The sequence below is a fragment of the Amycolatopsis sp. WAC 01416 genome (assembly GCF_003947485.1).
GTDB lineage: Bacteria > Actinomycetota > Actinomycetes > Mycobacteriales > Pseudonocardiaceae > Amycolatopsis.
Map to the genome: position 1 here is coordinate 743755 of NZ_QHHX01000002.1, position 22773 is coordinate 766527.

The 22773-nt window shown below is 67.3% G+C and carries 19 protein-coding genes; 10 read left to right on the forward strand and 9 right to left on the reverse strand.

Going from position 1 to position 22773, the window contains the following annotated elements; all coding sequences use genetic code 11:
• The first annotated feature begins 137 nt into the window (after positions 1-137).
• Entirely contained in the window at positions 138-1361 is a 1224-nt protein-coding gene (locus tag DL990_RS07935; protein WP_233599215.1) for a M14 family zinc carboxypeptidase, read from the forward strand.
• A gap of 61 nt (positions 1362-1422) precedes the next feature.
• Here DL990_RS07935 and DL990_RS07940 read toward each other — a convergent pair whose 3' ends face one another.
• The 5 genes from DL990_RS07940 to sdhC all read right to left on the reverse strand — a co-directional run bounded on the left by DL990_RS07940 (position 1423) and on the right by sdhC (position 5977).
• Positions 1423-2391 carry a hypothetical protein gene (locus tag DL990_RS07940; RefSeq protein ID WP_125788948.1) on the reverse strand — a complete coding sequence of 323 codons (969 nt, stop codon included), beginning with the start codon at positions 2389-2391 and terminating at the stop codon, positions 1423-1425.
• 167 nt (positions 2392-2558) lie between these two features.
• Complete coding sequence (locus DL990_RS07945; protein WP_125680091.1) at positions 2559-3329, reverse strand: succinate dehydrogenase iron-sulfur subunit; 771 nt, start codon at positions 3327-3329, stop codon at positions 2559-2561.
• On the reverse strand, positions 3329-5083 hold the full coding sequence (gene sdhA / locus DL990_RS07950) for a succinate dehydrogenase flavoprotein subunit (protein ID WP_125788949.1): 1755 nt from the start codon (positions 5081-5083) through the stop codon (positions 3329-3331). The genes DL990_RS07945 and sdhA overlap by 1 nt, the downstream gene beginning before the upstream one ends.
• Before the next feature lie 28 nt (positions 5084-5111).
• Complete coding sequence (locus DL990_RS07955; protein ID WP_034304594.1) at positions 5112-5531, reverse strand: succinate dehydrogenase hydrophobic membrane anchor subunit; 420 nt, start codon at positions 5529-5531, stop codon at positions 5112-5114.
• A 2-nt stretch (positions 5532-5533) separates the two neighbouring features.
• On the reverse strand, positions 5534-5977 hold the full coding sequence (gene sdhC, locus DL990_RS07960; protein WP_125788950.1) for a succinate dehydrogenase, cytochrome b556 subunit: 444 nt from the start codon (positions 5975-5977) through the stop codon (positions 5534-5536).
• A gap of 543 nt (positions 5978-6520) precedes the next feature.
• On the opposite strand from sdhC, the gene DL990_RS07965 reads away from it, so the two are divergent.
• From DL990_RS07965 to DL990_RS07990, 6 genes are all read left to right on the forward strand, one after another.
• A complete protein-coding gene (locus DL990_RS07965; RefSeq protein ID WP_125788951.1) occupies positions 6521-7660 on the forward strand; it encodes a BMP family protein in 1140 nt (379 codons plus the stop codon).
• An 82-nt stretch (positions 7661-7742) separates the two neighbouring features.
• Positions 7743-9320, forward strand: coding sequence for an ABC transporter ATP-binding protein (locus DL990_RS07970; RefSeq protein WP_125788952.1), 1578 nt, complete (start codon positions 7743-7745; stop codon positions 9318-9320).
• Positions 9317-10414: an ABC transporter permease gene (locus tag DL990_RS07975; protein ID WP_125788953.1), complete on the forward strand. Its 1098-nt coding sequence runs from the start codon at positions 9317-9319 to the stop codon at positions 10412-10414. Before DL990_RS07970 ends, DL990_RS07975 begins: the two co-directional genes overlap by 4 nt.
• Entirely contained in the window at positions 10411-11685 is a 1275-nt protein-coding gene (locus DL990_RS07980) for an ABC transporter permease (protein WP_199746253.1), read from the forward strand. The genes DL990_RS07975 and DL990_RS07980 overlap by 4 nt, the downstream gene beginning before the upstream one ends.
• 1 nt (position 11686) lies before the next feature.
• Positions 11687-12076: a cytidine deaminase gene (locus DL990_RS07985; protein WP_125788954.1), complete on the forward strand. Its 390-nt coding sequence runs from the start codon at positions 11687-11689 to the stop codon at positions 12074-12076.
• Positions 12073-13353 carry a thymidine phosphorylase gene (locus DL990_RS07990; RefSeq protein WP_125798269.1) on the forward strand — a complete coding sequence of 427 codons (1281 nt, stop codon included), beginning with the start codon at positions 12073-12075 and terminating at the stop codon, positions 13351-13353. The genes DL990_RS07985 and DL990_RS07990 overlap by 4 nt, the downstream gene beginning before the upstream one ends.
• Before the next feature lie 389 nt (positions 13354-13742).
• Here DL990_RS07990 and DL990_RS07995 read toward each other — a convergent pair whose 3' ends face one another.
• Positions 13743-14831 (reverse strand): PA containing protein, encoded by a 1089-nt coding sequence (locus DL990_RS07995; protein WP_125788956.1) that lies wholly within the window; start codon positions 14829-14831, stop codon positions 13743-13745.
• 210 nt (positions 14832-15041) lie between these two features.
• Here DL990_RS07995 and DL990_RS08000 point away from each other — a divergent pair, with 210 nt between their 5' ends.
• Both DL990_RS08000 and DL990_RS08005 read left to right on the forward strand, forming a co-directional pair.
• Positions 15042-16151, forward strand: a complete 1110-nt coding sequence (locus DL990_RS08000; RefSeq protein ID WP_125798270.1) for an adenosine deaminase — start codon at positions 15042-15044, stop codon at positions 16149-16151.
• Positions 16152-16207: 56 nt separating this feature from the next.
• Positions 16208-17410: an MFS transporter gene (locus DL990_RS08005; protein ID WP_125798271.1), complete on the forward strand. Its 1203-nt coding sequence runs from the start codon at positions 16208-16210 to the stop codon at positions 17408-17410.
• A 60-nt stretch (positions 17411-17470) separates the two neighbouring features.
• Here DL990_RS08005 and DL990_RS08010 read toward each other — a convergent pair whose 3' ends face one another.
• A complete protein-coding gene (locus tag DL990_RS08010; protein WP_125798272.1) occupies positions 17471-18712 on the reverse strand; it encodes a primosomal protein in 1242 nt (413 codons plus the stop codon).
• A gap of 151 nt (positions 18713-18863) precedes the next feature.
• Here DL990_RS08010 and DL990_RS08015 point away from each other — a divergent pair, with 151 nt between their 5' ends.
• A complete protein-coding gene (locus tag DL990_RS08015) occupies positions 18864-21368 on the forward strand; it encodes an RNA helicase (protein ID WP_125798273.1) in 2505 nt (834 codons plus the stop codon).
• A gap of 96 nt (positions 21369-21464) precedes the next feature.
• Here the strand turns inward: DL990_RS08015 and DL990_RS08020 are convergent, their stop codons facing one another.
• Positions 21465-22100, reverse strand: a complete 636-nt coding sequence (locus DL990_RS08020; RefSeq protein ID WP_125798274.1) for a hypothetical protein — start codon at positions 22098-22100, stop codon at positions 21465-21467.
• Between the two features lie 53 nt (positions 22101-22153).
• Positions 22154-22744: an NADPH-dependent F420 reductase gene (locus tag DL990_RS08025; RefSeq protein ID WP_125798275.1), complete on the reverse strand. Its 591-nt coding sequence runs from the start codon at positions 22742-22744 to the stop codon at positions 22154-22156.
• Positions 22745-22773: the final 29 nt, after the last annotated feature.

Here is a 22773-nt window from a genome sequence, read left to right on the forward strand (position 1 = left end):
GCTTGGTGACTCTCCAGACTATCTCAGTCACGCACCGTTTCCAACGGCTCTCTTGGCGGTGAAGCGCCTTTCGTCGGATTCGCGATCGGGGTCCCGCTGGTTACGTTGTGAACACCTTCGACAGTGGGGAGTTCACGATGTCGGTGTTCGGTCGGTTGGTTCCCGTGGTGGTGGGGCTGGCGATGCTCCCGCTTGTCAGCACGCCGGCGGCGGTGGCCGCTCCGGTGGCACCCTGCAGCGAGGAGCCACGGGAGTTGCCCATCAACGAGTTCACCGACTATCGCGAGATGGTCCGCGAACTCGGCAGGCTCGAGCGCGTGAGCAAGGGGCGGGTGGCGGTCAAGGAGGTCGGGCGGTCCAATCGGGGGCGGGTGATCCACCAGGCGACCGTCGGGACCGGCCCGAAGGTCTTCGTGGTCTCCAGTGAGATCCACGGGAACGAGAAGACCGGCACCGACGCGCTGTTGCGCATCCTCGACTACCTCGGCACGTCGGAATCGCGGGACGCCGAGCGGCTGCGGAAGACCATCACCTTCGTCGCGGTCCCGAAGCTGAACCCGGACGGCGCCGAACTCGACCGGCGCGGCAACGACCTGTCATGGGCCGAAGTGCAGCGGAAGTTCCCGCAGCTCAAGGACCGGCCGCCCGCCTGGAACTACCTCAGCGACGTCCTCCAGGGCGACGACTACCGGAAACGGCCGGGATTCGACGTCAACCGCGACTTCAACCCGGACCTGAACTACGTCCCGCGCGCGGAGGACTTCCCCGGCGCGCCGGATCAGCCGGGCTGGTTCATCACGCCCGAGGCGCGGGCGCTGCGTTCGGTGTACACCGGGTTGACCGCTCAGCGGGGAAAGGTCCCCGACGTCTACGTCGATCTGCACCATCAGGGCGCGTGCGTGCGGCAGGAAGGCACCAACCGGCTCCTCGACGTCGGCATCGACTACCCGCCGCTGCCCGACAAGTTCTTCGAGCCCGGCCAGAAGTACGCGAAGTACCGCGATGTGTACACAAAGGACGAATCGCGGCAGCTGGCGATCAGCGCGTTCAACGGGATGACGTCGCGCGGGTTCGTCGGGGCGCGGTATCCGCACGGTGCCGATCGCGATCTGCCGGGGCAGGCCCGGTGTTCGTTCGCCCTGAACGGGACTGGAACGGTGCTGTTCGAGGTGCGCGGGCAGACGCAGACGCTGGGGCAGCAGCATCGCGAGCACTTCACGCGTGCCGTGATGGCCGGGCTGTACAACATGCTGCGGGACGTGAGCACGGGCGCTGTCGACTACATCGACCCGGAGGCTTTCGACCTGCTGCCCGGGACCGCCGACTCCTCCGCCGCCGCACTCGCTCGGGCGCTGGAGTAGCTCTGTCCGTGAAGGCCTCCTTGAGGGACCCAGGGTCCCTCAAGGAGGCCTTCACGGACCGTCATGCGGCACGGGAGGCCAGGTTGACGGGTGGGCGTGGACGGGCCGATGCGGCGAGACGAGCCGCTTCCAGTTCGGCTAGAACTCCGGCGGGATCCGTCAGCAGCCGCGAGGGCAAAGTCTGGACGACGGTGATCCCAGCGGTGGCGTAGCGGGTATTGCGCACGACGGTGCGCCGGTAGTCGTCGCGGTAGAAGTGAAAGTCGAACGAATCGATCTCCCAAGCGAGCGCCACATCGTCCCACCACGCGTCAGGGCGGCCGATGTAGCCGCCACGACTGTCACAGATCTCCGGATTCCAATGGCTCGGCTGAACAGTGAGGCTGCGGCTCAGGATCTTCGCCCGCGCCTCTGCGACCGAGTAGAGGTCCTTCCACTCACTCAGAATTCGGCGCGGAATCGCCGTACCTCGCTTCGAGCCCGTATTCAATTCGTGGGCCAACGCATCGGGCGAGCAGTGGCCGCGCTGAATCGCCTCGACGAGCAGACGGCCGACGGGCTCCACCGCCCGCAGGCGCCGGCACGTGTCCGTGGTCGCGCGAACTAGTGGAACCAAAGGGATACCTTCGCGGATCCGCGGCTCCGGCAGGCGATGGGTTCGCTCGACGGTCACGAATTCAGCGCTGCGGACCTTGTGTTCATGGGGGATGAGGACGTGGACGTCGTCGTCCGGCGGTAACTCGCGAGGGCGAAGACCGTGTCGGCGGCATGCCTCCGCTCCGGTCACGAGCGCGCGTGGGCCTGCATGCATCAGCGCGCCGATCACCCGTTCTTCGACTGTCGGAGCAGCCGGGTGCAGGAGAATGATCCCCGGTAGCAAGCGTTGCCAGGGACCGCCGGGCAGGCATCTTCGGTAAATGACCTTGCTGCTCATGTCGAGCGATTCCAAGGTCGTGGCCTTGATGACGCCGTGTCGGCTTCGCTGCTGGAGTAGTTCGGGATGCTCGGCCCATCTGCCGCGTTTGTTCATGACCACAGCGTGAACCGGCTTGGACCGCTTTCACCAGACGCACTTCACCAGCCTGTGGATAACCCAGGTCTTGTGGATAACTACCCCAGAAGTCCGTGAAGGCCTCCTTGAGGGACTCTGAGTCCCTCAAGGAGGCCTTCACGGACTTGCGCAGAAGCGAGGAAGCGTCAGACGCGCTTGAAGAGCAGAGCGCGCTTCACTTCCTGAATGGCCTTCGTGACCTGGATGCCGCGCGGGCAAGCGTCGGTGCAGTTGAACGTCGTCCGGCAGCGCCAGACACCCTCGGAGTCGTTCAGGATGTCGAGCCGTTCTTCGGCGCCTTCGTCACGCGAGTCGAAGATGAACCGGTGCGCGTTGACGATCGCGGCCGGGCCGAAGTACGAGCCGTCGTTCCAGTACACCGGGCACGAGGACGTGCAGCAGGCGCACAGGATGCACTTGGTCGTGTCGTCGAACCGGTCGCGGTCGGCCTGCGACTGGATCCGCTCGCGCGTGGGCTCGTTCCCGTACGCGATGAGGTACGGCTTCACAGCCTTGTACGCCTCGAAGAACGGGTCCATGTCGACGTAAAGGTCCTTGAGCGTGGTCAGACCCTTGATCGGCGCGATCGTGATGGTCGTCTTCTTGCCGTCCTGCGACAGCAGGTCCTTCATCAGGACCTTGCACGCCAGCCGGTTGATGCCGTTGATCTGCATCGCGTCGGAACCGCAGACGCCGTGCGCGCACGAGCGACGGAACGAGAACGTCCCGTCGATGTAGTCCTTCACGTAGAAGAGCAGGTTCAGCAGCCGGTCGGTGCGCTGCGCGGGGACGTCGTAGGACTCCCAGTGCGGCTCGGTGTCGACTTCGGGGTTGAACCGGAGGATCTTCAGTGTGACGGTGATCGGCGTGTGGTCGGAGGACACGGCCTCCGACTTCTCGGGGGTGGCCGTGGTCATCAGTACTTCCGCTCCATCGGTTCGTAGCGGGTGAAGGTCACCGGCTTGTAGTCCAGTCGGATGTCGGCGGACAGCTCAGAACCCTGCTTGTAGGCCATGGTGTGCCGCATGAAGTTCGTGTCGTCGCGGGTCGGGTAGTCCTCGCGCGCGTGCCCGCCGCGGGATTCCTTGCGCGCCAGGGCGCCGACGACCAGGACCTCGGCGAGTTCGAGCAGGAAGCCCAGCTCGACGGCTTCGAGGACATCGGTGTTGTACCGCTTCCCCTTGTCCGACACGGTGATCCGCCCGTACCGCTCCTTCAGAGCCTGCACGTCGGTCAGCGCCTGCTTGAGCGTGTCCTCAGTGCGGTACACGGAGGCGTGCGAGTCCATCGTCCGCTGCAGCTCGGTGCGGATGTCGGCGACGCGCTCGTCACCGTGCTCCGAGAGCAGGCCCGAGAGCTGCTCTTCCACGACGGTGGTCGGGTTCTCCGGCAGCTCGACGAAGTCGTGCGCCAGCGCGTACTCGGCGGCGGCGATGCCGGCACGACGGCCGAAGACGTTGATGTCCAGCAGCGAGTTGGTGCCCAGCCGGTTCGAGCCGTGCACGGACACGCACGCGACCTCGCCCGCGGCGTACAGGCCGGGGATGACGTTCTCGTTGTCCCGCAACGCCTCGCCGTGGATGTTGGTCGGGATGCCGCCCATCACGTAGTGGCAGGTCGGGAACACCGGCACCGGTTCGGTGACCGGGTCGACACCCAGGTACGTCCGCGAGAACTCCATGATGTCCGGGAGTTTCGCGTTCAGCGTCTCTTCCGGGATGTGCGTGACGTCGAGGACGACGTAGTCCTTGTTCGGCCCGCAGCCGCGGCCCTGCAGCACTTCCTGCACCATCGACCGGGCGACGATGTCACGCGGCGCGAGGTCCTTGATGGTGGGGGCGTAGCGCTCCATGAACCGCTCGCCGTCGGCGTTGCGGAGGATGCCGCCCTCACCGCGCACGGCCTCGGAGATGAGGATGCCGAGCCCGGCGAGACCTGTCGGGTGGAACTGGAAGAACTCCATGTCCTCCAGCGGCAGGCCCTTGCGGAAGATGATGCCGAGGCCGTCACCGGTGAGGGTGTGCGCGTTCGACGTCGTCTTGAAGATCTTGCCCGCGCCGCCGGTGGCGAACACGATCGACTTCGCCTGGAAGACGTGCAGTTCGCCGGTCGCCAGCTCGTAGGCGACGACGCCGGAAGCGGCCGGGTTGCCGTTCTCGTCCGGGGTCAGCACCAGGTCGAGCACGTAGAACTCGTTGAAGAACTCGGTGCCGTGCTTGACGCAGTTCTGGTACAGCGTCTGCAGGATCATGTGCCCGGTGCGGTCCGCGGCGTAGCAGGCGCGGCGCACCGCGGCCTTGCCGTGGTCACGGGTGTGCCCGCCGAAGCGGCGCTGGTCGATCTTGCCCTCGGGCGTCCGGTTGAACGGCAGGCCCATCTTCTCGAGGTCGAGGACCGCGTCGATGGCTTCCTTCGCCATGATCTCGGCGGCGTCCTGGTCGACCAGGTAGTCGCCACCCTTGATCGTGTCGAAGGTGTGCCACTCCCAGTTGTCCTCTTCGACGTTCGCCAGCGCGGCGCACATGCCGCCCTGGGCGGCGCCGGTGTGCGAACGCGTCGGGTAGAGCTTGGTGAGGACCGCGGTGCGGGCACGCTGGCCGGATTCGATGGCCGCGCGCATCCCGGCGCCACCGGCGCCGACGATCACCACGTCGTACTTGTGGAACTGCATGAGGACTCCGCTTACCTGTGGTGGGGCGTCAGTTGGCCGAGATGCCGGGATCGAAGGTGAAGATCACCATCGTGCCGACGGCGAGGATCAGCACCATCGAGACGTAGAGCACGATCTTCAGCCAGAACCGGGTGCTGTCCTTGCGGGCGTAGTCGTCGATGATCGTGCGCAGCCCGTTGCCGCCGTGGATCTCGGCGAGCCACAGCATCGACAGGTCCCAGAACTGCCAGAACGGCGAGGCCCAGCGGCCGGCGACGAAACCCCAGTTGATGCGGTGCACGCCGCCGTCGAGGATGTTCATGATGAACAGGTGGCCGAGCACCAGCACGATCAGGGCGAGGCCCGAGATGCGCATGAACAGCCAGCTGTAGAGCTCGAAGTTGCTGCGGCGGGCAGCGGGGCGCTTCGGCGAACGCGGCTTGTCGAGTGCGAGAACTTCGGTCGCCATGGTCAGTGCCCCCCGAACATAACTTCGATGGTGCGCTTCAACATGAAGTAGGCACCGGGAATCATCACCACGACCCAGATGGCCAGGATCGTCCAGAGCATCGGCTTCTGGAACTTCGGTCCCTTCTCCCAGAAGTCGACCAGCATGACCCGGATGCCGTTGAGCGCGTGGAACAGCACCGCGCCGACGAGGCCGACCTCGAGCAGGTTGACTATCGGGGTCTTGTAGGTCTCGATGACCTCGTTGTACGTGTCGGGCGACACACGCACGAGCGCGGTGTCGAGCACGTGTACGAAGAGGAAGAAGAAGGTGGCTACGCCGGTGATGCGATGCAGCACCCAGGACCACATGCCGGGGTCGCCCCGGTAGAAGGTCCCCTGTCGGCGTGAGGCACCCGCCCGATCGCTCGCGGCCGCCTCGGTGGCGGTGCTAGCCGTGGTGGACATCGGTGAACGGCCTCCAACGTCATGGCTTGGGCCCGCTGACCGCTGGTTTCCGCGCCTGCCGCCGGGACGTCCACCTGGGGACGGCTCCGGCGACGGTGCCGAGATCATGGTCATCGAGCGTGGATGAAAAGGATGCTAGACCCGCACCTCACGGTGGGCTCACCTCCGGGTTCCTCTGTGTGATGGACCAGACATCGAGGCCGCTGCCCGATCGGGTGACGCGGGCCGGTAACTCACCGGTTCGTCCACTGTGGACGGGAGGGGGTGTCGTGGGGCGCTCTGAACGGTGCGTGACGATCTTGGGTCCTTCTCGCGGCCTGGGGGCCGGGTGCTGCCTGCGATTACTCCGTTGTGATCACCGTGCGTACTCCGTTCGTCGCGCGTACGACTCATGAGTAAACGTTTGTGTTACGTAGCGTGCCTTTCCTATGGCGGCTAAGCAGCCGTTAGGTACCGTCTCTCGGTCGAACCCGGCACTGTCGCCGGGTCGTTTCTTCGGACCATCCGCTGGATCAGCGGGGAGGGAGACACACGTTGCGTCGCATGCGTGGAACCGCGCTGGCCGCCGCCGCCATGGCCGGTGCTCTGGTACTGGCCGGATGCGCGAAGGATTCAGGTGCGGGGAACAACAACAACGCGGGCTCTGGGGATCAGTCCGCCAGCTGCGTGACGGCGCCGAAGCCGCCCGCCGCGGCGGCCGCCTCGACCAGCACCAGCCAATCCGGTGAGAAGGTCGACGGCAGCAAGCTCAAGGTCGCGCTGGCCTTCGACGTCGGCGGTCGTGGCGACGCGTCCTTCAACGACTCCGCCGCCGCCGGTACCGACAAGGCGAAGGCCGAGCTCGGCGTCACCACGGTCACCGAGAGCACCGCCGCCGCGACTGAGGACGAGGCCGCTAAGTCGCAGCGTCTCGACCAGCTCGCTACGCAGGGCTTCAGCCCGATCATCGCGGTCGGCTTCGCCTACGCCAAGGCCGTCGGCGCCATCGCGCCGAAGTACCCGAACACCCAGTTCGCGATCGTCGACGACGACTCCGTCAAGGCGCCGAACGTCACCTCGCTCGTCTTCGCCGAGGAGCAGGGTTCGTTCCTGGCCGGTGTCGCCGCCGCCTACAAGTCGAAGAAGTGTCACGTCGGCTTCGTCGGTGGTGTGAACACGCCGCTGATCCAGAAGTTCGAGGCCGGCTTCCTCCAGGGCGTGAAGGCCGCTTCGAGCAAGGCCAAGATCGAGGACGAGTACCTCACCCCGGCCGGTGACTTCTCCGGGTTCCAGGACCCGGCGAAGGGCAACGTGAAGGCCGCCGCGCAGATCGCCAAGGGCGCGGACGTGATCTACCACGCCGCCGGAGCCTCCGGTAAGGGCGTGTTCGAGGCCGCGAAGTCCAACAACGCCATGGCCATCGGCGTCGACTCCGACCAGTACAACCAGAAGACGGTCGAGGCGTCGAAGGACGTGATCATCACCTCGATGCTCAAGCGCGTCGACGTGGCAGTGTTCGACTACCTGCGCGCGCTGGCGAAGGGCGACCTGACGACGCTGCCGAAGCGGTTCGACCTCAAGGTCGACGGCATCGGCTACGCCACCTCCGGTGGCAAGGTCGACGACATCAAGGACGTCCTCGACGGCTACAAGGCGCAGATCGTCTCCGGGGCGATCACCGTCTCGGACAAGCCGCAGAAGTAAGCTCCACCAGGCAGCGGGGCTCGGGAGGGTAACCCCTTCCGAGCCCTCACCTGTTTAACTCCCAGAACTGGATGGCTTTTCCATGAGCGCTCCCCAGGCCGAGGTCACCGACGCCCCCGACCGGGGTGAACCGGCCGTGCAGCTGACCGGGATCACGAAGCGGTTCCCCGGTGTCGTTGCCAACTCCGACGTCAACCTCACCGTCACCAAGGGCGAGGTGCACGCTGTCTGCGGCGAGAACGGCGCGGGCAAATCGACCCTGATGAAGATCCTCTACGGCATGCAACAGCCGGACGAGGGCGACATCGCGATCAACGGCGAACCGGTGAAACTGCGCAACCCGCAGGACGCCATCAAGACCGGGATCGGGATGGTCCACCAGCACTTCATGCTGGCCGACAACCTCACCGTCGGGGAGAACGTCTTCCTCGGCGCGGAGAACCTGCACGGCATCGGCCGCGCGGCGAGGGCGAAGCTGGCGGAACTCGCCGAACGCGTCGGCCTGCGCGCCCGCCCGGACGCGCTGCTGGAAGAGCTCGGCGTCGCCGACCGCCAGCGCGTGGAGATCGTCAAGGTCCTCTACCGCGGGGCGCGGATCATCATCCTCGACGAGCCCACCGCGGTGCTCGTGCCGCAGGAGGTCGACGCGCTGTTCGAGACCGTCCGCGCCATGCAGAAGGACGGATTCACCTTCATCTTCATCTCGCACAAGCTCGACGAGGTGCGCGCGATCGCCGACACGGTCACCGTGATCCGGCGTGGCACCACCGTCGGCACGGCGGATCCGAAGACGATCACGTCGCGGCAGCTGGCCGAGATGATGGTCGGTTCGGAGCTCCCCAGCCCGGAGACCCGCGAGTCCACTGTGACCGATCGGCCTGTCCTCCGCCTGGACGACGTGTGCCTGAGCGTCGAGGGTTCCGAGCGCAACGTGCTCGACCACATCTCCTTCACCGTGCACGCGGGTGAGGTGCTCGGGATCGCCGGTGTCGAGGGCAACGGCCAGACCGAACTCGTCGAGACGATCATGGGCATGCGCAAGGGCGGCGGCCGGATCGAACTGACCGAGGTCGACGGCCGGGTCGTCGAACTGCACAAACTGGGGACGCTCGCCCGTCGCGAGGCCGGGATCGGGTACATCGCCGAAGACCGCACGCGGCACAGCCTCCTGCTCACGCAACCCTTGTGGGTCAACCGGATCCTCGGCTACCAGACCCGCGAGCCGGTCGCGAAAGGACAGTTGCTCGACATCGTCGGCGCGCGTGAGGACACCCGCCGCATCGTCGCGCAATACGACGTCCGCACGCCGGGCATCGACGTCCCCGCAGCCGCGCTTTCCGGTGGCAACCAGCAGAAGCTGATCGTCGGGCGTGAGCTTTCCGGCGATCCGGTGCTGCTGATCGCGTCGCATCCGACGCGTGGTGTCGACGTCGGCGCGCAGGCGCTGATCTGGGAGCAGATCCGCCAGGCCCGTGCGGCCGGGCTGGCCGTGCTGCTGGTTTCGGCCGACCTCGACGAACTGATCGGGCTTTCCGACACCATTCAGGTCATGCTGCGCGGACGACTGGTCGGCGAGGCCGACCCCGCGACCGTGACCCCGCAGGAACTGGGCTCCGCGATGACGGGTGCCTCCGAAGACTCCGAAGAAGGTGCATCGTGAGTTCCTGGCGTACGAGGCTGCTTCCGCCTCTGCTCGCGATCGTTTTCGCGGTCATCCTGACGGCCATCGCGCTGATCATCTCGGGCGCGGACCCGCTCCAGGCCTACGGCACGATGGTCGGCCAGCTCTTCAAGGGCTCGACGGCCGTCGACACGGTGAACCTCGCGACGGTCTACTACCTGTCCGGGCTCGCGGTGGCCATCGGCTTCCAGATGAACCTCTTCAACATCGGTGTCGAGGGCCAGTACCGGTTCGCCGCCATCGTCACCGCCATCATCGGCGGGGCGCTGCAACTGCCGCCGGTGATCCACGTGCTGGCGATCCTGGTCGTCGCGGTGGCCAGCGGCATGCTGTACGCGGCCATCCCGGCCGTGCTGAAGGTGACCCGAGGCGTTTCCGAGGTCATCTCGACGATCATGCTGAACGCGATCGTCGGCGGCATCGTGGCGTTCCTGGTCAACGCGGACCAGTTCGGCGTGCAGACCGGCAACAACATCGCCACCCGCGAGATCGCCGAGACGGGCCGGATCCCGGGTATCCCGATCCTTTCGGGTGAGCTGTTCGGCTTCGTGTTCATCGCGGCGCTGATCGGCGGGGCCTACTGGTTCATGCTCAACCGGACCCGGTTCGGCTTCGAGCTCAAGGCCTCGGGCGAATCGACGACGGCGGCCGCCGCCGGCGGGGTGAACGCCAAGAAGATGACGCTGATCGCGATGCTGCTTTCCGGTGGCGTCGCCGGCCTGGTCGCGATGCCCGAACTGCTCGGCCGCGACTTCAGCTACGGCATCACTTCGACCCAGATGTACGGCTTCACCGGTATCGCGGTCGCTCTGCTCGGCCGCAACCACCCGGCGGGCATCGCGCTGGGCGCCCTGCTGTGGGCGTTCCTCGACCGGTCCGCGGTGTCGCTCGAACAGATCAACGTGTCCAAAGAGATCGCCACGATCATGCAGGGCGTGATCGTGCTGTCGGTCGTCATCGCGTACGAGATCGTGCGCCGCGCGGACCTGGCCGCCGAACAGCGTCGCGTCGGTCGCGCGCTGGCAGGCAACGGCCGCAAGGGATCGAGCGTTTCCGAGGGAGGTGCGGTGTGACCACCGCGGACGTTCTGTCGCCCAACACGGGCGGGACCACCATGCCGGTGAAGCCGCCGAAGCGCCGCATTCCCGGCTGGCTCAAGGGTGCGATCTGGGGGTTGCTGGCCGTCGGTGTGCTCGCGATCGCGTCGTACGCCACCGGCGTCAACACGCTGACCTCGACCAACACCGCGCACACCGCGCTGAGGCTGGCGCTGCCGATCCTGCTCTGCGCACTCGGCGGCCTCTGGGCCGAACGCGCCGGCGTGATCAACATCGGCCTCGAAGGCATGATGATCCTCGGCACCTGGGGTGCCGCCTGGGGCGCGTTCTACGGCGGCGTCTGGGCCGGATTGCTGGCGGCAGTGGTGTTCGGCGCGCTCGGCGGGTTGCTGCACGCCGTCGCGACGGTGACCTTCAACGTCAACCACATCGTCTCCGGTGTGGCGATCAACCTGCTCGGTCTCGGAGTCGCGAAGTACCTGGCGAACCTGGTGTTCACCCCGCTTTCGGGGAACCCGCGTCAGTCGCCGCCGGTCCCGAAGTTCGACACCTATTCGGCGACGTTCCTCTCGGACTGGCTTTCGGATCTGGAGAAGATGCAGCGCGTCTTCGTCTCCGACCTCGCCGGCATCCTCAACGGCCTGGTCACCGAGGTCGCGCCGCTGACGATGATCGCGATCGCGCTGGTCCCGATCAGCTACCTCGTGCTGTGGCGGACGCGGTTCGGCCTGCGGCTGCGGTCCTGTGGTGAGAACCCGGTCGCGGCCGAGTCCCTCGGCGTGAAGGTCTACCTGCACAAGTACATCGCCATGATCATCTCCGGCGGGCTCGCCGGAATGGGTGGCGCGTCGCTCGTGCTGCTCGCCGGCGGTGCGGACTACCTGGAGAACCAGACCAACAACCGCGGGTACATCGGCCTCGCGGCGATGATCTTCGGAAACTGGCGGCCGGGCGGCCTGCTCGGCGGCGCGGCGCTGTTCGGTTACGCGGACGGCCTCCAGCTCGCCGGTGGCGGCACCGCGGTGCTCGCGCTGCTGTACGGCGCGGTGATCCTGCTTGCCGTGATCGTGGCGGTGCAGTTGTTCCGCCGTCAGTGGATCGCTTCCGCGCTCGGTGTCGTCGGCGCCGTCGCGCTGTACGCGATCTACTGGACCAACGACGACCTGCCCAGCGACCTCATCCCGTACACCGCGCACTTCGTGACGCTGATCGTGCTGGCGGTGGCTTCGCAGCGGCTGCGGCCGCCCAAGGCGATCGGCGCCACCTATCGGCGAGGTGAGGACTGACATGGCGGAGTACGACTGGGAAGCCTTGCGGGCGCAAGCCGTCGAGGCTGCGAAGTCGGCGTACGCGCCGTACTCGGGCCTGCACGTCGGCGTCGCGGGAGTGGTGGACGACGGCCGGATCGTCGTCGGCTGCAACGTCGAAAACGCTTCGTACGGCTTGGGAATGTGCGCGGAATGCACGATGGCGGGGCAACTGCGGCTGACCGGCGGCGGCAAACTGGTCGCCGTCGCCTGCCGCAGTGGCGCCGGTGATCTCCTGATGCCGTGCGGGCGCTGCCGTCAGATCCTGTTCGAGCACGGTGGTGCGGAGTGCCTGGTGGACACTCCCAGCGGCATCCTGCCGATGTCCGCGGTGCTGCCGGACGCGTTCGGGCCGGACGACCTGCCATGAGCGCGTTCGCCGCTGTCGACGTCATCCGCGCGAAGCGGGACGGCGGACGGCTCACCGACGAGCAGATCGACTGGACGATCGACGCGTACACACGCGGCGACATCGCCGAGGAGCAGATGGCCGCGCTCGCGATGGCCATCTTCCTGCGGGGCATGGATTCCGGCGAGATCGCGCGCTGGACCGGCGCGATGATCTCGTCGGGGGAGCGGCTCGACCTGAAGGTCAGCCGCCCGACCATCGACAAGCATTCGACGGGCGGGGTCGGCGACAAGATCACGCTTCCGCTGGCGCCGCTCGTCGCGGCCTGCGGGGCGGCCGTGCCGCAGCTGTCCGGACGCGGGCTCGGGCACACCGGCGGGACACTCGACAAACTGGAGTCGATCCCCGGTTGGCGTGCCGCTTTGTCGACATCGGAGATCATCCGGCAGCTCGACGAGGTCGGCGCGGTGGTCTGCGCGGCCACCTCCGGGCTGGCTCCGGCCGACAAGAAGCTGTACGCGCTGCGGGACGTGACCTCGACGGTGGAGTCGATCCCGCTGATCGCGAGCTCGATCATGAGCAAGAAGATCGCGGAAGGTTCGGCCGGGCTCGTCCTCGACGTGAAGACCGGCTCGGGCGCGTTCATGAAGACGCTTCCGCAGGCTCGTGAACTCGCGCGGACCCTGGTGGAGATCGGGACCGCGCACGGCGTCGCGACGACTGCGCTGATCACGGACATGAACGTGCCGTTGGGATACGCCGTCGGCAACGCGATCGAGGTCGCGGAGTCGGTCGAGGTGCTGCGCGGCGGCGGCCCGGCCGACGTCGTCGAGCTGACCGTGGCTTTGGCCAGGGAGATGCTGGCGCTGGCGGGATTGTCCGATGTGGACCCGGCGGCGGTGCTCGCGTCGGGGAAGGCCTACGAGACGTGGTGCCGGATGATCGCCGCGCAGGGCGGGGATCCGGACGCTCCTTTGCCGCGACCTGAGCACGTCCACGTCGTCTCGGCGCCCGCCGATGGGGTTTTGTCGCGTTTGGACGCTTATTCGGTCGGAGTCGCCGCTTGGCGGCTCGGGGCCGGGCGGGCGCGCAAGGAGGATCCGGTGCAGGCCGCGGCCGGCGTGCTGTGCCTGGCGAAGCCGGGCGACGAGGTTTCGGCCGGGCAGCCGCTACTGGAGCTGCACACCGATACGCCGGACGCTGTTCCTTCGGCTCTCGCTGCGCTCGCTGACGCCTACGCCGTCTCCTCGGAGGCCCCGGCCTCCGCTCCGCTCGTCCTGGAGACCGTGCGGCCCTGACCCACGCAATTCGTCATCTGGTTGCGGTAGTTGCACGCGCAACTAGCGCAACCAGGTGCCGAATTGCGGAGGGTCTTGCCGGGAGCGAGCGCCCCCAATGTGGCATTGGGGACGCTCGGTGTCCCCAATGCCACATTGGGGGCACCGACGTCGGCCGTCCAGCTCGGCCGTCCAAGTGGGGCACCGGCGGACGCGTGGCCTCGTCGCGGTTGGCTCTGCCGCAACCAGATGACGAATTGCGGAGAGGGCCCGGCGGATCGCGATCAGGGGGCTAAACGCAGGTCGGTGCCCGAGCACGAAGAGACCAGAGAAGCGTGAAGGCCCCCTTCCCTCGGCTGGTCACTCAGACCTGGGCCGAGGGAAGGGGGCCTCCACGCGCTACAAGCGGATCAGTCGGTGGTCTCGTCGGTGCCGTCGGCCTTGGCCTTGGCGTCGGCCGCCTTGGGCGCGCGGCCGTTGCGCGAGCTGCGACGCGGCTGACGCGGGGCGGGCGGCGGCGGGGAGATCTGCTGCACGGCCGGGCCACCGCCGAGCATCAGCTCCGCGAAGGTCGCCATGGCCTCGTCCAGCTGGCCGCCGATGCGGCGTACGGACTCGTCGTTGCTCTTGCGCACCAGCGTGTCGACAGAGTCGGTGTCCGGCTGCTTCTGCAGCGTGCTCTCGACCTTCGACAGGCCGGAGCGGATCGAGCCGTCGAGGTCGCCGAGGCGGCCGGTGAAGCCGTCCTCGACCTTGTCGAGGCGCTCGGCCAGGTGGTCGAGGCGCGAGGTGACCTTTTCGAGGCGGTCGCCGAGGCCGTCGAGGCGGTCCGAAGCGTCGATCATCTCGCCGGTCTCGGTCAGCGCGGTCTTCAGCGCCTCGGTGTTCGCGGTGAGGCTTTCCTTGGTCGCCTTGTCGAGGTTCTCGACGCGGGTGCGCAGTTCGCGGTCGACGGTGTCGACGCGGTCCCGCAGGGTCGACTCGGCCTGCTCGACGCGCTCGCGCACCGGGCCGATCACCGACTGAGGCAGCGCGTCGGTCTTCACGTCCTGTTTGTCGAGGTGCGCGCCGAGTTCGTCGAGACGGCGGTGGATGTTCTGGAGCTTGTCCTCGAGCCCGTCCATCCGGCCCCCGACGCCTTCGAGGCGCGCGGCCATGCCGTCGAGGCGGCCGTCGAGCTGAGCGAACGGCTTCGCCAGCTTGTCGACGATGCTCTCGACGGCGCGGGTCAGCGCGGCGATCGCGGTGTCCTGCGCTTCGAGCCGCGACATGGTCTCGTCGAGACGTTCGGCGAGCACGCTCGTCTCGGTGCGGTCGGGCATCTCCGAGAGCCGCTTGCGCACCGCGCCGAGCGAGTCGACCGGGGCCAGACGTGCGTAGATGTCGTCGAGCGCGTCGAAGATCTGCTGCTGTTCGCTCTCACGCACTTCGGCCGCGCGCACCAGCATGTTGCGCATCCGGTCGAAGGACGGGGCTGCAATGTGGTTGTCAGTGGTCACTGCGGTGTCCTTCGTGGGCGGGGAAATGGGAGGGACGTGACGGCAAGCTTATCCATTGCGAAATTGCTCTGCGTATGGCCCCCGGGTATCGGACAATGTCGAGCTCTGACCCTGATGGCCGATTCAGCTCGTGATCGACAAAGCCGAGGGTTAACCAGAGCGTACGAGTTACCACCATGTAGGGGAATGACAGGCTGGTTACCGTTACGTATGTCCTCTGAAAGCAGCAGACCAAGCATCCCGGAGGCGGTACTGGCCCGCGCTCCGAAGGTTCTCCTCCACGACCACCTGGACGGCGGATTGCGTCCCGCCACGGTCGCCGAACTGGCCGAGCAGACCGGGTACACGGCCCTGCCGGCCAGCGATCCCGCCGAACTCGGCCGATGGTTCCGCGACGCCGCCGATTCCGGCTCCCTCGTCTCGTACCTTGAGACGTTCGCGCATACCTGCGGTGTCATGCAGACCGAGGAAGCGCTGGTCAGAGTGGCCGCCGAGGCGGTGGAAGACCTCGCGGCCGACGGGGTCGTCTACGCCGAGGTGCGGTATGCCCCCGAACTCTTCGTCGAACGCGGGCTGTCACTCGATGCGGTGGTCGAGGCCATTCAGGCCGGATTCGCCGAAGGTGAACGGAGAGTGGCGGAAGGCGGCGGCCGGATCCGCGTCGGGACGTTGCTCTGCGCGATGCGCCAGCACGCCAGGGCGCTCGAGATCGCCGGTCTCGCCGTCCGCTACCGCGACGCCGGCGTGGTCGGGTTCGACATCGCCGGACCGGAAGACGGATTTCCGCCTACCAGAAATCTCGACGCATTCGAGTTTCTGCGGACGAATAATGCGCATTTCACCATTCATGCCGGGGAGGCGTTCGGGCTGCCGTCCATTTGGGAGGCGATTCAGCATTGCGGTGCCGAGCGGCTCGGCCACGGGGTCCGCATCGTCGAGGACATCAAGACCGACAGTGACGGCACGGTCCATTTGGGACGGTTGGCCGCCTACGTCCGCGACCGCCGGATCCCGCTGGAGATCTGCCCCACGTCCAATGTCCAGACGGGAGCGGCGCGCTCGATCGGCGAACATCCCTTCGGCCTGCTCGCCAGGCTGCGGTTCCGGGTCACCGTCAACACCGACAACCGGCTGATGAGCGGCTGCTCGATGACCAGCGAATTCGCGGCACTGAGCGACGCGTTCGGCTACGGGGTGGCCGATCTCGAGTGGTTCACGATCAATGCGATGAAATCCGCCTTCCTCGATTTCGACCAGCGGCTCGACATCATCAACACGGTCATCAAGCCGGGCTACGCGTCCTTGCGTTCGTTAGCATAGACAACTATCGTTCACTATGTAGGAGAACATTCTCAGATAGTGAAACGGTGGTCGTGATGACGCAGGTCGTGGACGTGGGGGTCGGCGGAAAACGACGCTGGCTCATCCTCGCGCTCGGCCTCGCCGCACAGACCGCGAGCTGTTCGTTCCTCTATGGGCTCCCGTTCCTGGTGCCGACCATGCAGCGTGCGGAGGGATTGACGCTCGCCGAAGCGGGAACCGTGGTCGCGGCGCCGAGTCTTGGCCTGCTGTTCACCTTGATCTTGTGGGGTGCGGCCGCGGACCGTTACGGAGAGCGTTTGGTAATGGCCCTCGGACTCGGCGTCTCGGGGTTACTCCTCGTGTACGCGGCCGTCGGCGACCACTCGCTCGGGATCCTCTTTGGGGTGTTCCTGCTCGCCGGTGCGAGCACCGCGTCAGTGAACGCCGCGAGCGGCCGGGCCGTCCTCGGCTGGTTCGGTCCGGCCGAACGGGGCCTCGCGATGGGCATCCGCCAGATGGCCCAGCCGCTCGGGGTGGGCGTCGCCGCCTTCGGTCTCCCGCCGCTCGCGGATCGCTGGGGATTCCAGGTCTCGCTCCTGCTGCCCGCGCTGACCGCGATCGCCGTCGCGCTCCTCGTCGCCTGGCTGCTGGTGGATCCGCCGCGTCCGAAGGTCGAAGCGGGCAAGCGGGAGAAGCCGCCGTCGCCGTACCGGAAGCCGGCGTTGTGGCGGGTTCACGGCGCGAGCGCGTTGCTCGTCGTCCCGCAGTTCACGGTTTCCGCCTTCACTCCCGTGTATCTGGTGACCATGCACGGCTGGGCGGCCGCGTCCGCGGGCTGGTTCGTCGGCGCCGTCCAGATCCTCGGCGCGCTGGGCAGGATCGCGTCGGGTTACTGGTCCGACCGCGCCGGCAGCAGGCTGCGGCCGATGCGGCAGCTGGCGATCGCGAGTGCCGGGGTGATGCTGCTGGTCGCGCTCGGGGACGCGACGTGGCCGTGGCTGGTGCTGCTCGCGCTCGTGCTGGCCGCGGTGATCACCGTGTCGGACAACGGGCTCGGGTTCACCGCGTCGGCGGAGATGGCCGGGCTCGCGTGGGCAGGGCGGGCGATGGGCACGCAGAACACCGGACAGAACATCGCCGCGGCACTCACGCCGCCGCTGCTGGGTCTCGTGATCGGTGACAGCCGATACGCCCTGGCATTCTGCGTGGCCGCGGTCTTCCCGGTACTGGCCATCGCCCTGGTGCCCGTCAAGCACGAGAGCCCCCAAGCGCTATGAAAGGTCCCTTCATTGCAAATTTTGCAATGAAGGGACCTTTCATAGCGTCCCGTGGAAGGATCAGACGACCGTGAGCCGGTTCTCGAAGGTCTCGACGAGCTTGCGCCACTCGGACTGCTCTGCGTCGAACGGAGCGCTCGGCTCGAGCCGCGAGGGGTCCGGCCGCAGTACGAACGACACCAGCCAGCCGAGGCTTTCGTTGGACGCCAGCGCGGTCTCGACGCTGTCGTCCTCGGCCCATTCGGCGGCGTCGGTGATCAGCTCGACGGCCAGCTCCAGCTGGGTCGGGTCGATCGCTTCGGGGCCTTCGGCGATGTCGTCGGCGATCCCGTTCAACACGTAGGTGTTCTCGGTGTCGACGTCGATTTCGAGCTCGCCCGCGGTGGCCTTCGTGGCCACCTCGTCCCAAGTGGACACTTGGGAGAGGTCGTTGTCCGCCAGGTCCTTGCCGTCCGCGATCGCGCGGATGAGGGCCTTCTCGGAGGTGAAGACGTCGATCTCGCCTTCGCTGCCGAGGAAGATCGGCTTGTCGTCGAGGTAGCAGCGCAGTGTGTAGTACTCGGCGCCGGAGGTGATGATCTTGATCGGGTCGATGCCGACCTCGCCCCAGAAACCGACGGGCTCGTCGTCTTCCGCGTCCTCGTCGTCATCGTCCACGAGGTCCTCGTCGGCGGCGGCCGCTTCGGCTTCGGCGGACTCCGCGAGGAAGGTCGCGAGCTCCTCCGCCGTCTGCTCCAGCACCTTCTCGTCGACGTCGGGAGCGGTCACCAGGCCGTCGATCGCGTCGAGGACGGTGTCCCACTTCTCGGAGACCGCCTGCGACAGGTCCGCCCAGAGACGCTCGCCGTCGCGGCCGGAGAAGGGCAGCGTGCCCTGATCCAGCAGCGAGAAGCTCTCGTGCGCGTCGAGGACTTCGTGGACCTCGTCGAGCTCGCACACGTCCGCGAGCGAACGCACGATGCCGATGATCTCGGCCAGCTCGCCGAGCGTCCACTGGTCCGGCTTGTCGGCGACCAGCTCGGGGACGCCCACCAGGTCGTAGGTGTGGTCGTCGTCCGGGATCAGCTCGGGCACGTTCAGCGCGGGCACGACCTCCCACGCCGGGTGGTCGAGCAGGTCGTGCTGCTCGGATGTCCGAACGAAGGCCGCGAGATGCGCCGCGTCCGGGAAGGCGTACAGGTCTTCCTCGTCGCCGAGGAAGGCTTCCCACTCCTCGCCGTCTTCCCGCCAGCGCGGCGCCCAGAGGGTGACGACGTCACCCTGAGGCAGGCCGAGTTCGATCGGGATGATGTCCTGTGCCATTCCTAAGCCCTCTCGGATTACCGCCTGTGTGCGCGACCGGGTGATGCTTGCCCGATAGGTGCGCGGTAACGCGAAGCCTACGGGTTTCCGGCGGAGGGCGCGATCACCCCTGGGCAAGAAGCGACCAACGGATGGCACGATAGGTCCTCTGATGACACTTACAGACCTCCTGCCTGCGCGTCCCGACCCCGACTCGCTGTTCGAAGCCTTCTCCACCTGGACGGCCGAGCGCGGGCTCGAGCTGTACCCGGCACAGGAAGAGGCCATCATCGAAGTGGTCTCCGGGGCGAACCTGATCCTGTCGACGCCGACGGGCTCGGGAAAGAGCCTGGTCGCCGTCGGGGCGCACTTCACCGCGCTCGCGCACGGCCGCCGCAGCTACTACACGGCGCCGATCAAGGCGCTCGTCTCGGAGAAGTTCTTCCAGCTCATCGAGATCTTCGGCGCCGAGAACGTCGGCATGATGACCGGCGACTCGGCGGTGAACGCCGACGCGCCGATCATCTGCTGCACGGCGGAAATCCTGGCGAACATGGCGTTGCGGTTCGGCGCCGACGCGCCGGTCGGGCGGGTCATCGCGGACGAGTTCCACTTCTATTCGGAGCCGGATCGCGGCTGGGCCTGGCAGGTGCCGCTGCTGGAGCTGCCGAACGCCCAGTTCGTGCTGATGTCGGCGACGCTGGGCGACGTCTCGTTCTTCGAGAAGGACCTCACCCGCCGGACGGGCCGTCCGACCGCGGTGGTCACCTCGGTGGAGCGGCCGGTGCCGCTGACCTTCCGCTACGCGCTGACGCCGTTGCACGAGACGATGTCCGAGCTGCTCCACGGCGGTCAGTCCCCGGTGTACGTCGTGCACTTCTCACAGGCGGCGGCGATCGAACGCGCGCAGACGCTGATGAGCATCAACGTCACCTCGAAGGCGGAGAAGGAGGCCATCGCCGAGATGCTCGGCGGCTTCCGGTTCTCGGCGGGGTTCGGGAAGACGCTGTCGCGGCTGGTCCGGCACGGTATCGGCGTGCACCACGCCGGCATGCTGCCGAAGTACCGGCGCCTGGTCGAGCAGCTCGCGCAAGCCGGGCTGCTGAAGGTGATCTGCGGGACCGACACCCTCGGCGTCGGCATCAACGTACCTATCCGCACAGTGGTCTTCTCGGCGCTGACGAAGTACGACGGCGTGCGGCAGCGGCATCTCAAGGCGCGTGAGTTCCACCAGATCGCCGGCCGCGCCGGCCGTGCCGGGTACGACACCGACGGCTACGTCGTCGTACAGGCACCAGACCACGTCGTCGAAAACGCCAAGGCGCTGGAGAAGGCGGGCGACGATCCCAAGAAGAAAAAGAAGATCGTCCGCAAGAAGGCGCCGGAAGGGTTCGTCAACTGGACGGAGAGCACCTTCGACCGGCTGATCGCGGCCGAGCCGGAGCCGCTGACGTCGAGTTTCCAGGTCAGCCACTCGATGTTGCTGAACGTCGTCTCCCGGCCGGGCAACGCGTTCGACTCGATGCGGCATCTGCTGGAGGACAACCATTCCGACCGTCCCGCCCAGCGGAAACTGATCCTGCGCGCGATCGCGATCTACCGCGCGCTGCTCGCGGCGGGCGTCGTGGAACGGCTCGACGAGCCCGACGAGCAGGGCCGCATCGTGCGGCTCACCGTGGACCTGCAGTTCGACTTCGCGCTGAACCAGCCGCTTTCGCCGTTCGCGCTGGCCGCGATCGAGCTCCTCGACGTCGAGTCGCCGTCCTATCCGCTCGACGTCGTGTCCATTGTGGAATCCACTGTGGACAATCCGCGGCCGGTGTTGTCGCAGCAGCAGTTCAAGGCGCGCGGCGAGGCCGTCCAGGCGATGAAGGCCGAGGGCATCGAATACGACGAGCGGATGGAACTGCTCGAGAACGTCACGTACCCGAAGCCGCTCGAAGAACTGCTGGAGGCGGCGTATTCCCGCTACCGGCAAGGGCATCCGTGGGTCGAGGACTACGAGCTCAAGCCGAAGTCCGTCGTGCGCGACATGTACGAGCGTGCGATGAACTTCGTGGAGTACATCGGTTTCTACCAGCTCGCCCGTTCGGAAGGGCTGGTGCTGCGGTACCTCACCGACACCTACGACTCGCTGCGGCACACGGTCCCCGACGAGGCCAAGACCGAGGGGTTGCAGGACCTCATCGAATGGCTGGGCGAACTGGTGCGCCAGGTCGACTCCAGCCTCCTGGACGAGTGGGAAGCCTTGCGGCACCCCGAAGAGGAGGGTCCCGTTTCGGTGCGGCCGCCGTCCGAGCCGCCCGCGGTCACGCGGAACGAGCGGGCCTTCCGTGTCCTGGTGAGGAACGAGCTCTTCCGTCGGGTGGAGCTGGCGTCGCGGCGGGCCTACGGGACGCTCGGCGATCTGGACGCCGCTTCGGGTTGGGACGCCGACGCGTGGGAAGACGCCATCGAGGACTACTTCGACGAGCACGAAACCCTCGGCATCGGGCCGGACGCGCGCGGGCCCAAGCTGCTGATCATCGAGCAGGAGACGGAGATCTGGCGGGTGCGGCAGATCTTCGACGATCCGGCGGGCGACCACGACTGGGGCATCAGCGCCGAGGTCGACCTGGCGGCTTCGGACGAGGCGGGCTCGGCGGTCATCCGGATCACGGCGGTGGACCAGCTCTGAACTTCGGCCGCTTACCCGTGCTAGGAAAGGACCGTTCCTTGCAAAATTTGCAAGGAACGGTCCTTTCCTAGCACGCGCGTGCGTGAAACGAGGCTTTCACGGACTCGGGACAGCGAGCAGTCGCCGGCGCCGCACTAGCTGCACGATCAGCACGATCAGCGACAGCGCGGGCAACGGATAGCCGAGCATCAAGCCCACCGTGATGTCGGTGAGCGGCGCGAGGACCGCGGCGACGAACACCCACGTCGGCGCGGTCGGCAGCTTCCCGCCGGAGCGGACCTTGCCCCACGGTTTCGCCACCGAAAGCCACGCCTGGAACGCGAGCGCGCTCGCCATCAGCGCGGTCCCGGCCACGAGCGCCACCGGTGCCGGCCCACCGGCCCGCGCCGCCACCACGGAATCCTGCAAAGCGCCGGACAGCAGGAAGATCCCGGCATAGAGCTGGACGAGCGTGATCGCGAACTTCGCCAGCACCCACCAATGCCGGGTGAAACCCCAGGCCGTCGCCGCGGCGAGCATGAAGCCGGTGAAGGCCGACGCGTTGGCGAGCGGCGCCAGCAGGAACGAGTCGATCTCGTGCGCCATGGACGTCGCGGCGACGCGGATCGCGCCGTCCTCGCTCGTGCGGCTGATCGTCAGGAGGGTGAACAGCGCCAAGGCCTGCCCCATCCAGCCCACCGACGTGATGACGTGCAGCCACACGGTCAGCTGCCGCCACGTCTTCGTCCCCATGTCGCACAGGCTCGCTCGCCTGTCCGGCCGGCACATCGGGGACGACCCTGAAATCACACCGGAAGGGGCGGGAAGCAGGCCTGGGCGTCGTGTCCGTCGAACCAGAGCCCGACCATGAACGCCATCGTCGCCTCCATGAGCGCCGCCCGGTCGAGGCCGCCCGCGACCAGGGGAGTGCACCCGAGGTCGCGGACCAGTTCGCTCACTTCGCCGACCTTGTCGCCGCAGATCGGCACCGCCAGCGGACGGCCGCCGAACACCGGCGGAGTCATCCGCCAGACGTCCACGTGGCACAGGTTGAACGCCTTGACCACGTGCGCGTCCGGTGCGGCTGCGGCGATCCGGGCGGCCTGGTCGGCGACCGTGAGCGAGGCGCCCGGGCCGACGGCGTTGGTGCAGTCGATCAAGACCTTCCCGGCGAGATCTCCAGCGACGGCAAGGACTTCCGTCACCGACGCGGCGGGAACGGCGAGCAGGATCACGTCACTGGCGCGGGCTGTCTCCTCCCAGGTCCCCACTCGCGGGGAGATCCTGGCGGCCTTGGCCCGGTCGCGGGCGGCGACCATCACCTCGTGCCCGGCCCTGGCCCACTGGCCGCCGAGCGCCTCCGCCATCCCGCCCGCGCCGAAGATACCGATACGCATGTGCCGCTCCCTAAGATCGAGTTACCCCA

Excerpts from the sequence above, each read along its gene's own strand:
- DL990_RS07990 (WP_125798269.1), top strand. The coding sequence starts at position 12,073 with ATGAGCGCGTTCGCCGCTGTCGACGTCATCCGCGCGAAGCGGGACGGC.
- DL990_RS08025 (WP_125798275.1), bottom strand. The coding sequence starts at position 22,744 with ATGCGTATCGGTATCTTCGGCGCGGGCGGGATGGCGGAGGCGCTCGGC.
- DL990_RS07940 (WP_125788948.1), bottom strand. The coding sequence starts at position 2,391 with ATGAACAAACGCGGCAGATGGGCCGAGCATCCCGAACTACTCCAGCAG.
- DL990_RS08005 (WP_125798271.1), top strand. The coding sequence starts at position 16,208 with ATGACGCAGGTCGTGGACGTGGGGGTCGGCGGAAAACGACGCTGGCTC.
- sdhC (WP_125788950.1), bottom strand. The coding sequence starts at position 5,977 with ATGTCCACCACGGCTAGCACCGCCACCGAGGCGGCCGCGAGCGATCGG.
- DL990_RS07970 (WP_125788952.1), top strand. The coding sequence starts at position 7,743 with ATGAGCGCTCCCCAGGCCGAGGTCACCGACGCCCCCGACCGGGGTGAA.
- DL990_RS07965 (WP_125788951.1), top strand. The coding sequence starts at position 6,521 with ATGCGTGGAACCGCGCTGGCCGCCGCCGCCATGGCCGGTGCTCTGGTA.
- DL990_RS08015 (WP_125798273.1), top strand. The coding sequence starts at position 18,864 with ATGACACTTACAGACCTCCTGCCTGCGCGTCCCGACCCCGACTCGCTG.
- DL990_RS07935 (WP_233599215.1), top strand. The coding sequence starts at position 138 with ATGTCGGTGTTCGGTCGGTTGGTTCCCGTGGTGGTGGGGCTGGCGATG.
- DL990_RS08020 (WP_125798274.1), bottom strand. The coding sequence starts at position 22,100 with ATGGGGACGAAGACGTGGCGGCAGCTGACCGTGTGGCTGCACGTCATC.
- DL990_RS08010 (WP_125798272.1), bottom strand. The coding sequence starts at position 18,712 with ATGGCACAGGACATCATCCCGATCGAACTCGGCCTGCCTCAGGGTGAC.
- DL990_RS07945 (WP_125680091.1), bottom strand. The coding sequence starts at position 3,329 with ATGACCACGGCCACCCCCGAGAAGTCGGAGGCCGTGTCCTCCGACCAC.
- DL990_RS08000 (WP_125798270.1), top strand. The coding sequence starts at position 15,042 with ATGTCCTCTGAAAGCAGCAGACCAAGCATCCCGGAGGCGGTACTGGCC.
- DL990_RS07955 (WP_034304594.1), bottom strand. The coding sequence starts at position 5,531 with ATGGCGACCGAAGTTCTCGCACTCGACAAGCCGCGTTCGCCGAAGCGC.
- sdhA (WP_125788949.1), bottom strand. The coding sequence starts at position 5,083 with ATGCAGTTCCACAAGTACGACGTGGTGATCGTCGGCGCCGGTGGCGCC.
- DL990_RS07985 (WP_125788954.1), top strand. The coding sequence starts at position 11,687 with ATGGCGGAGTACGACTGGGAAGCCTTGCGGGCGCAAGCCGTCGAGGCT.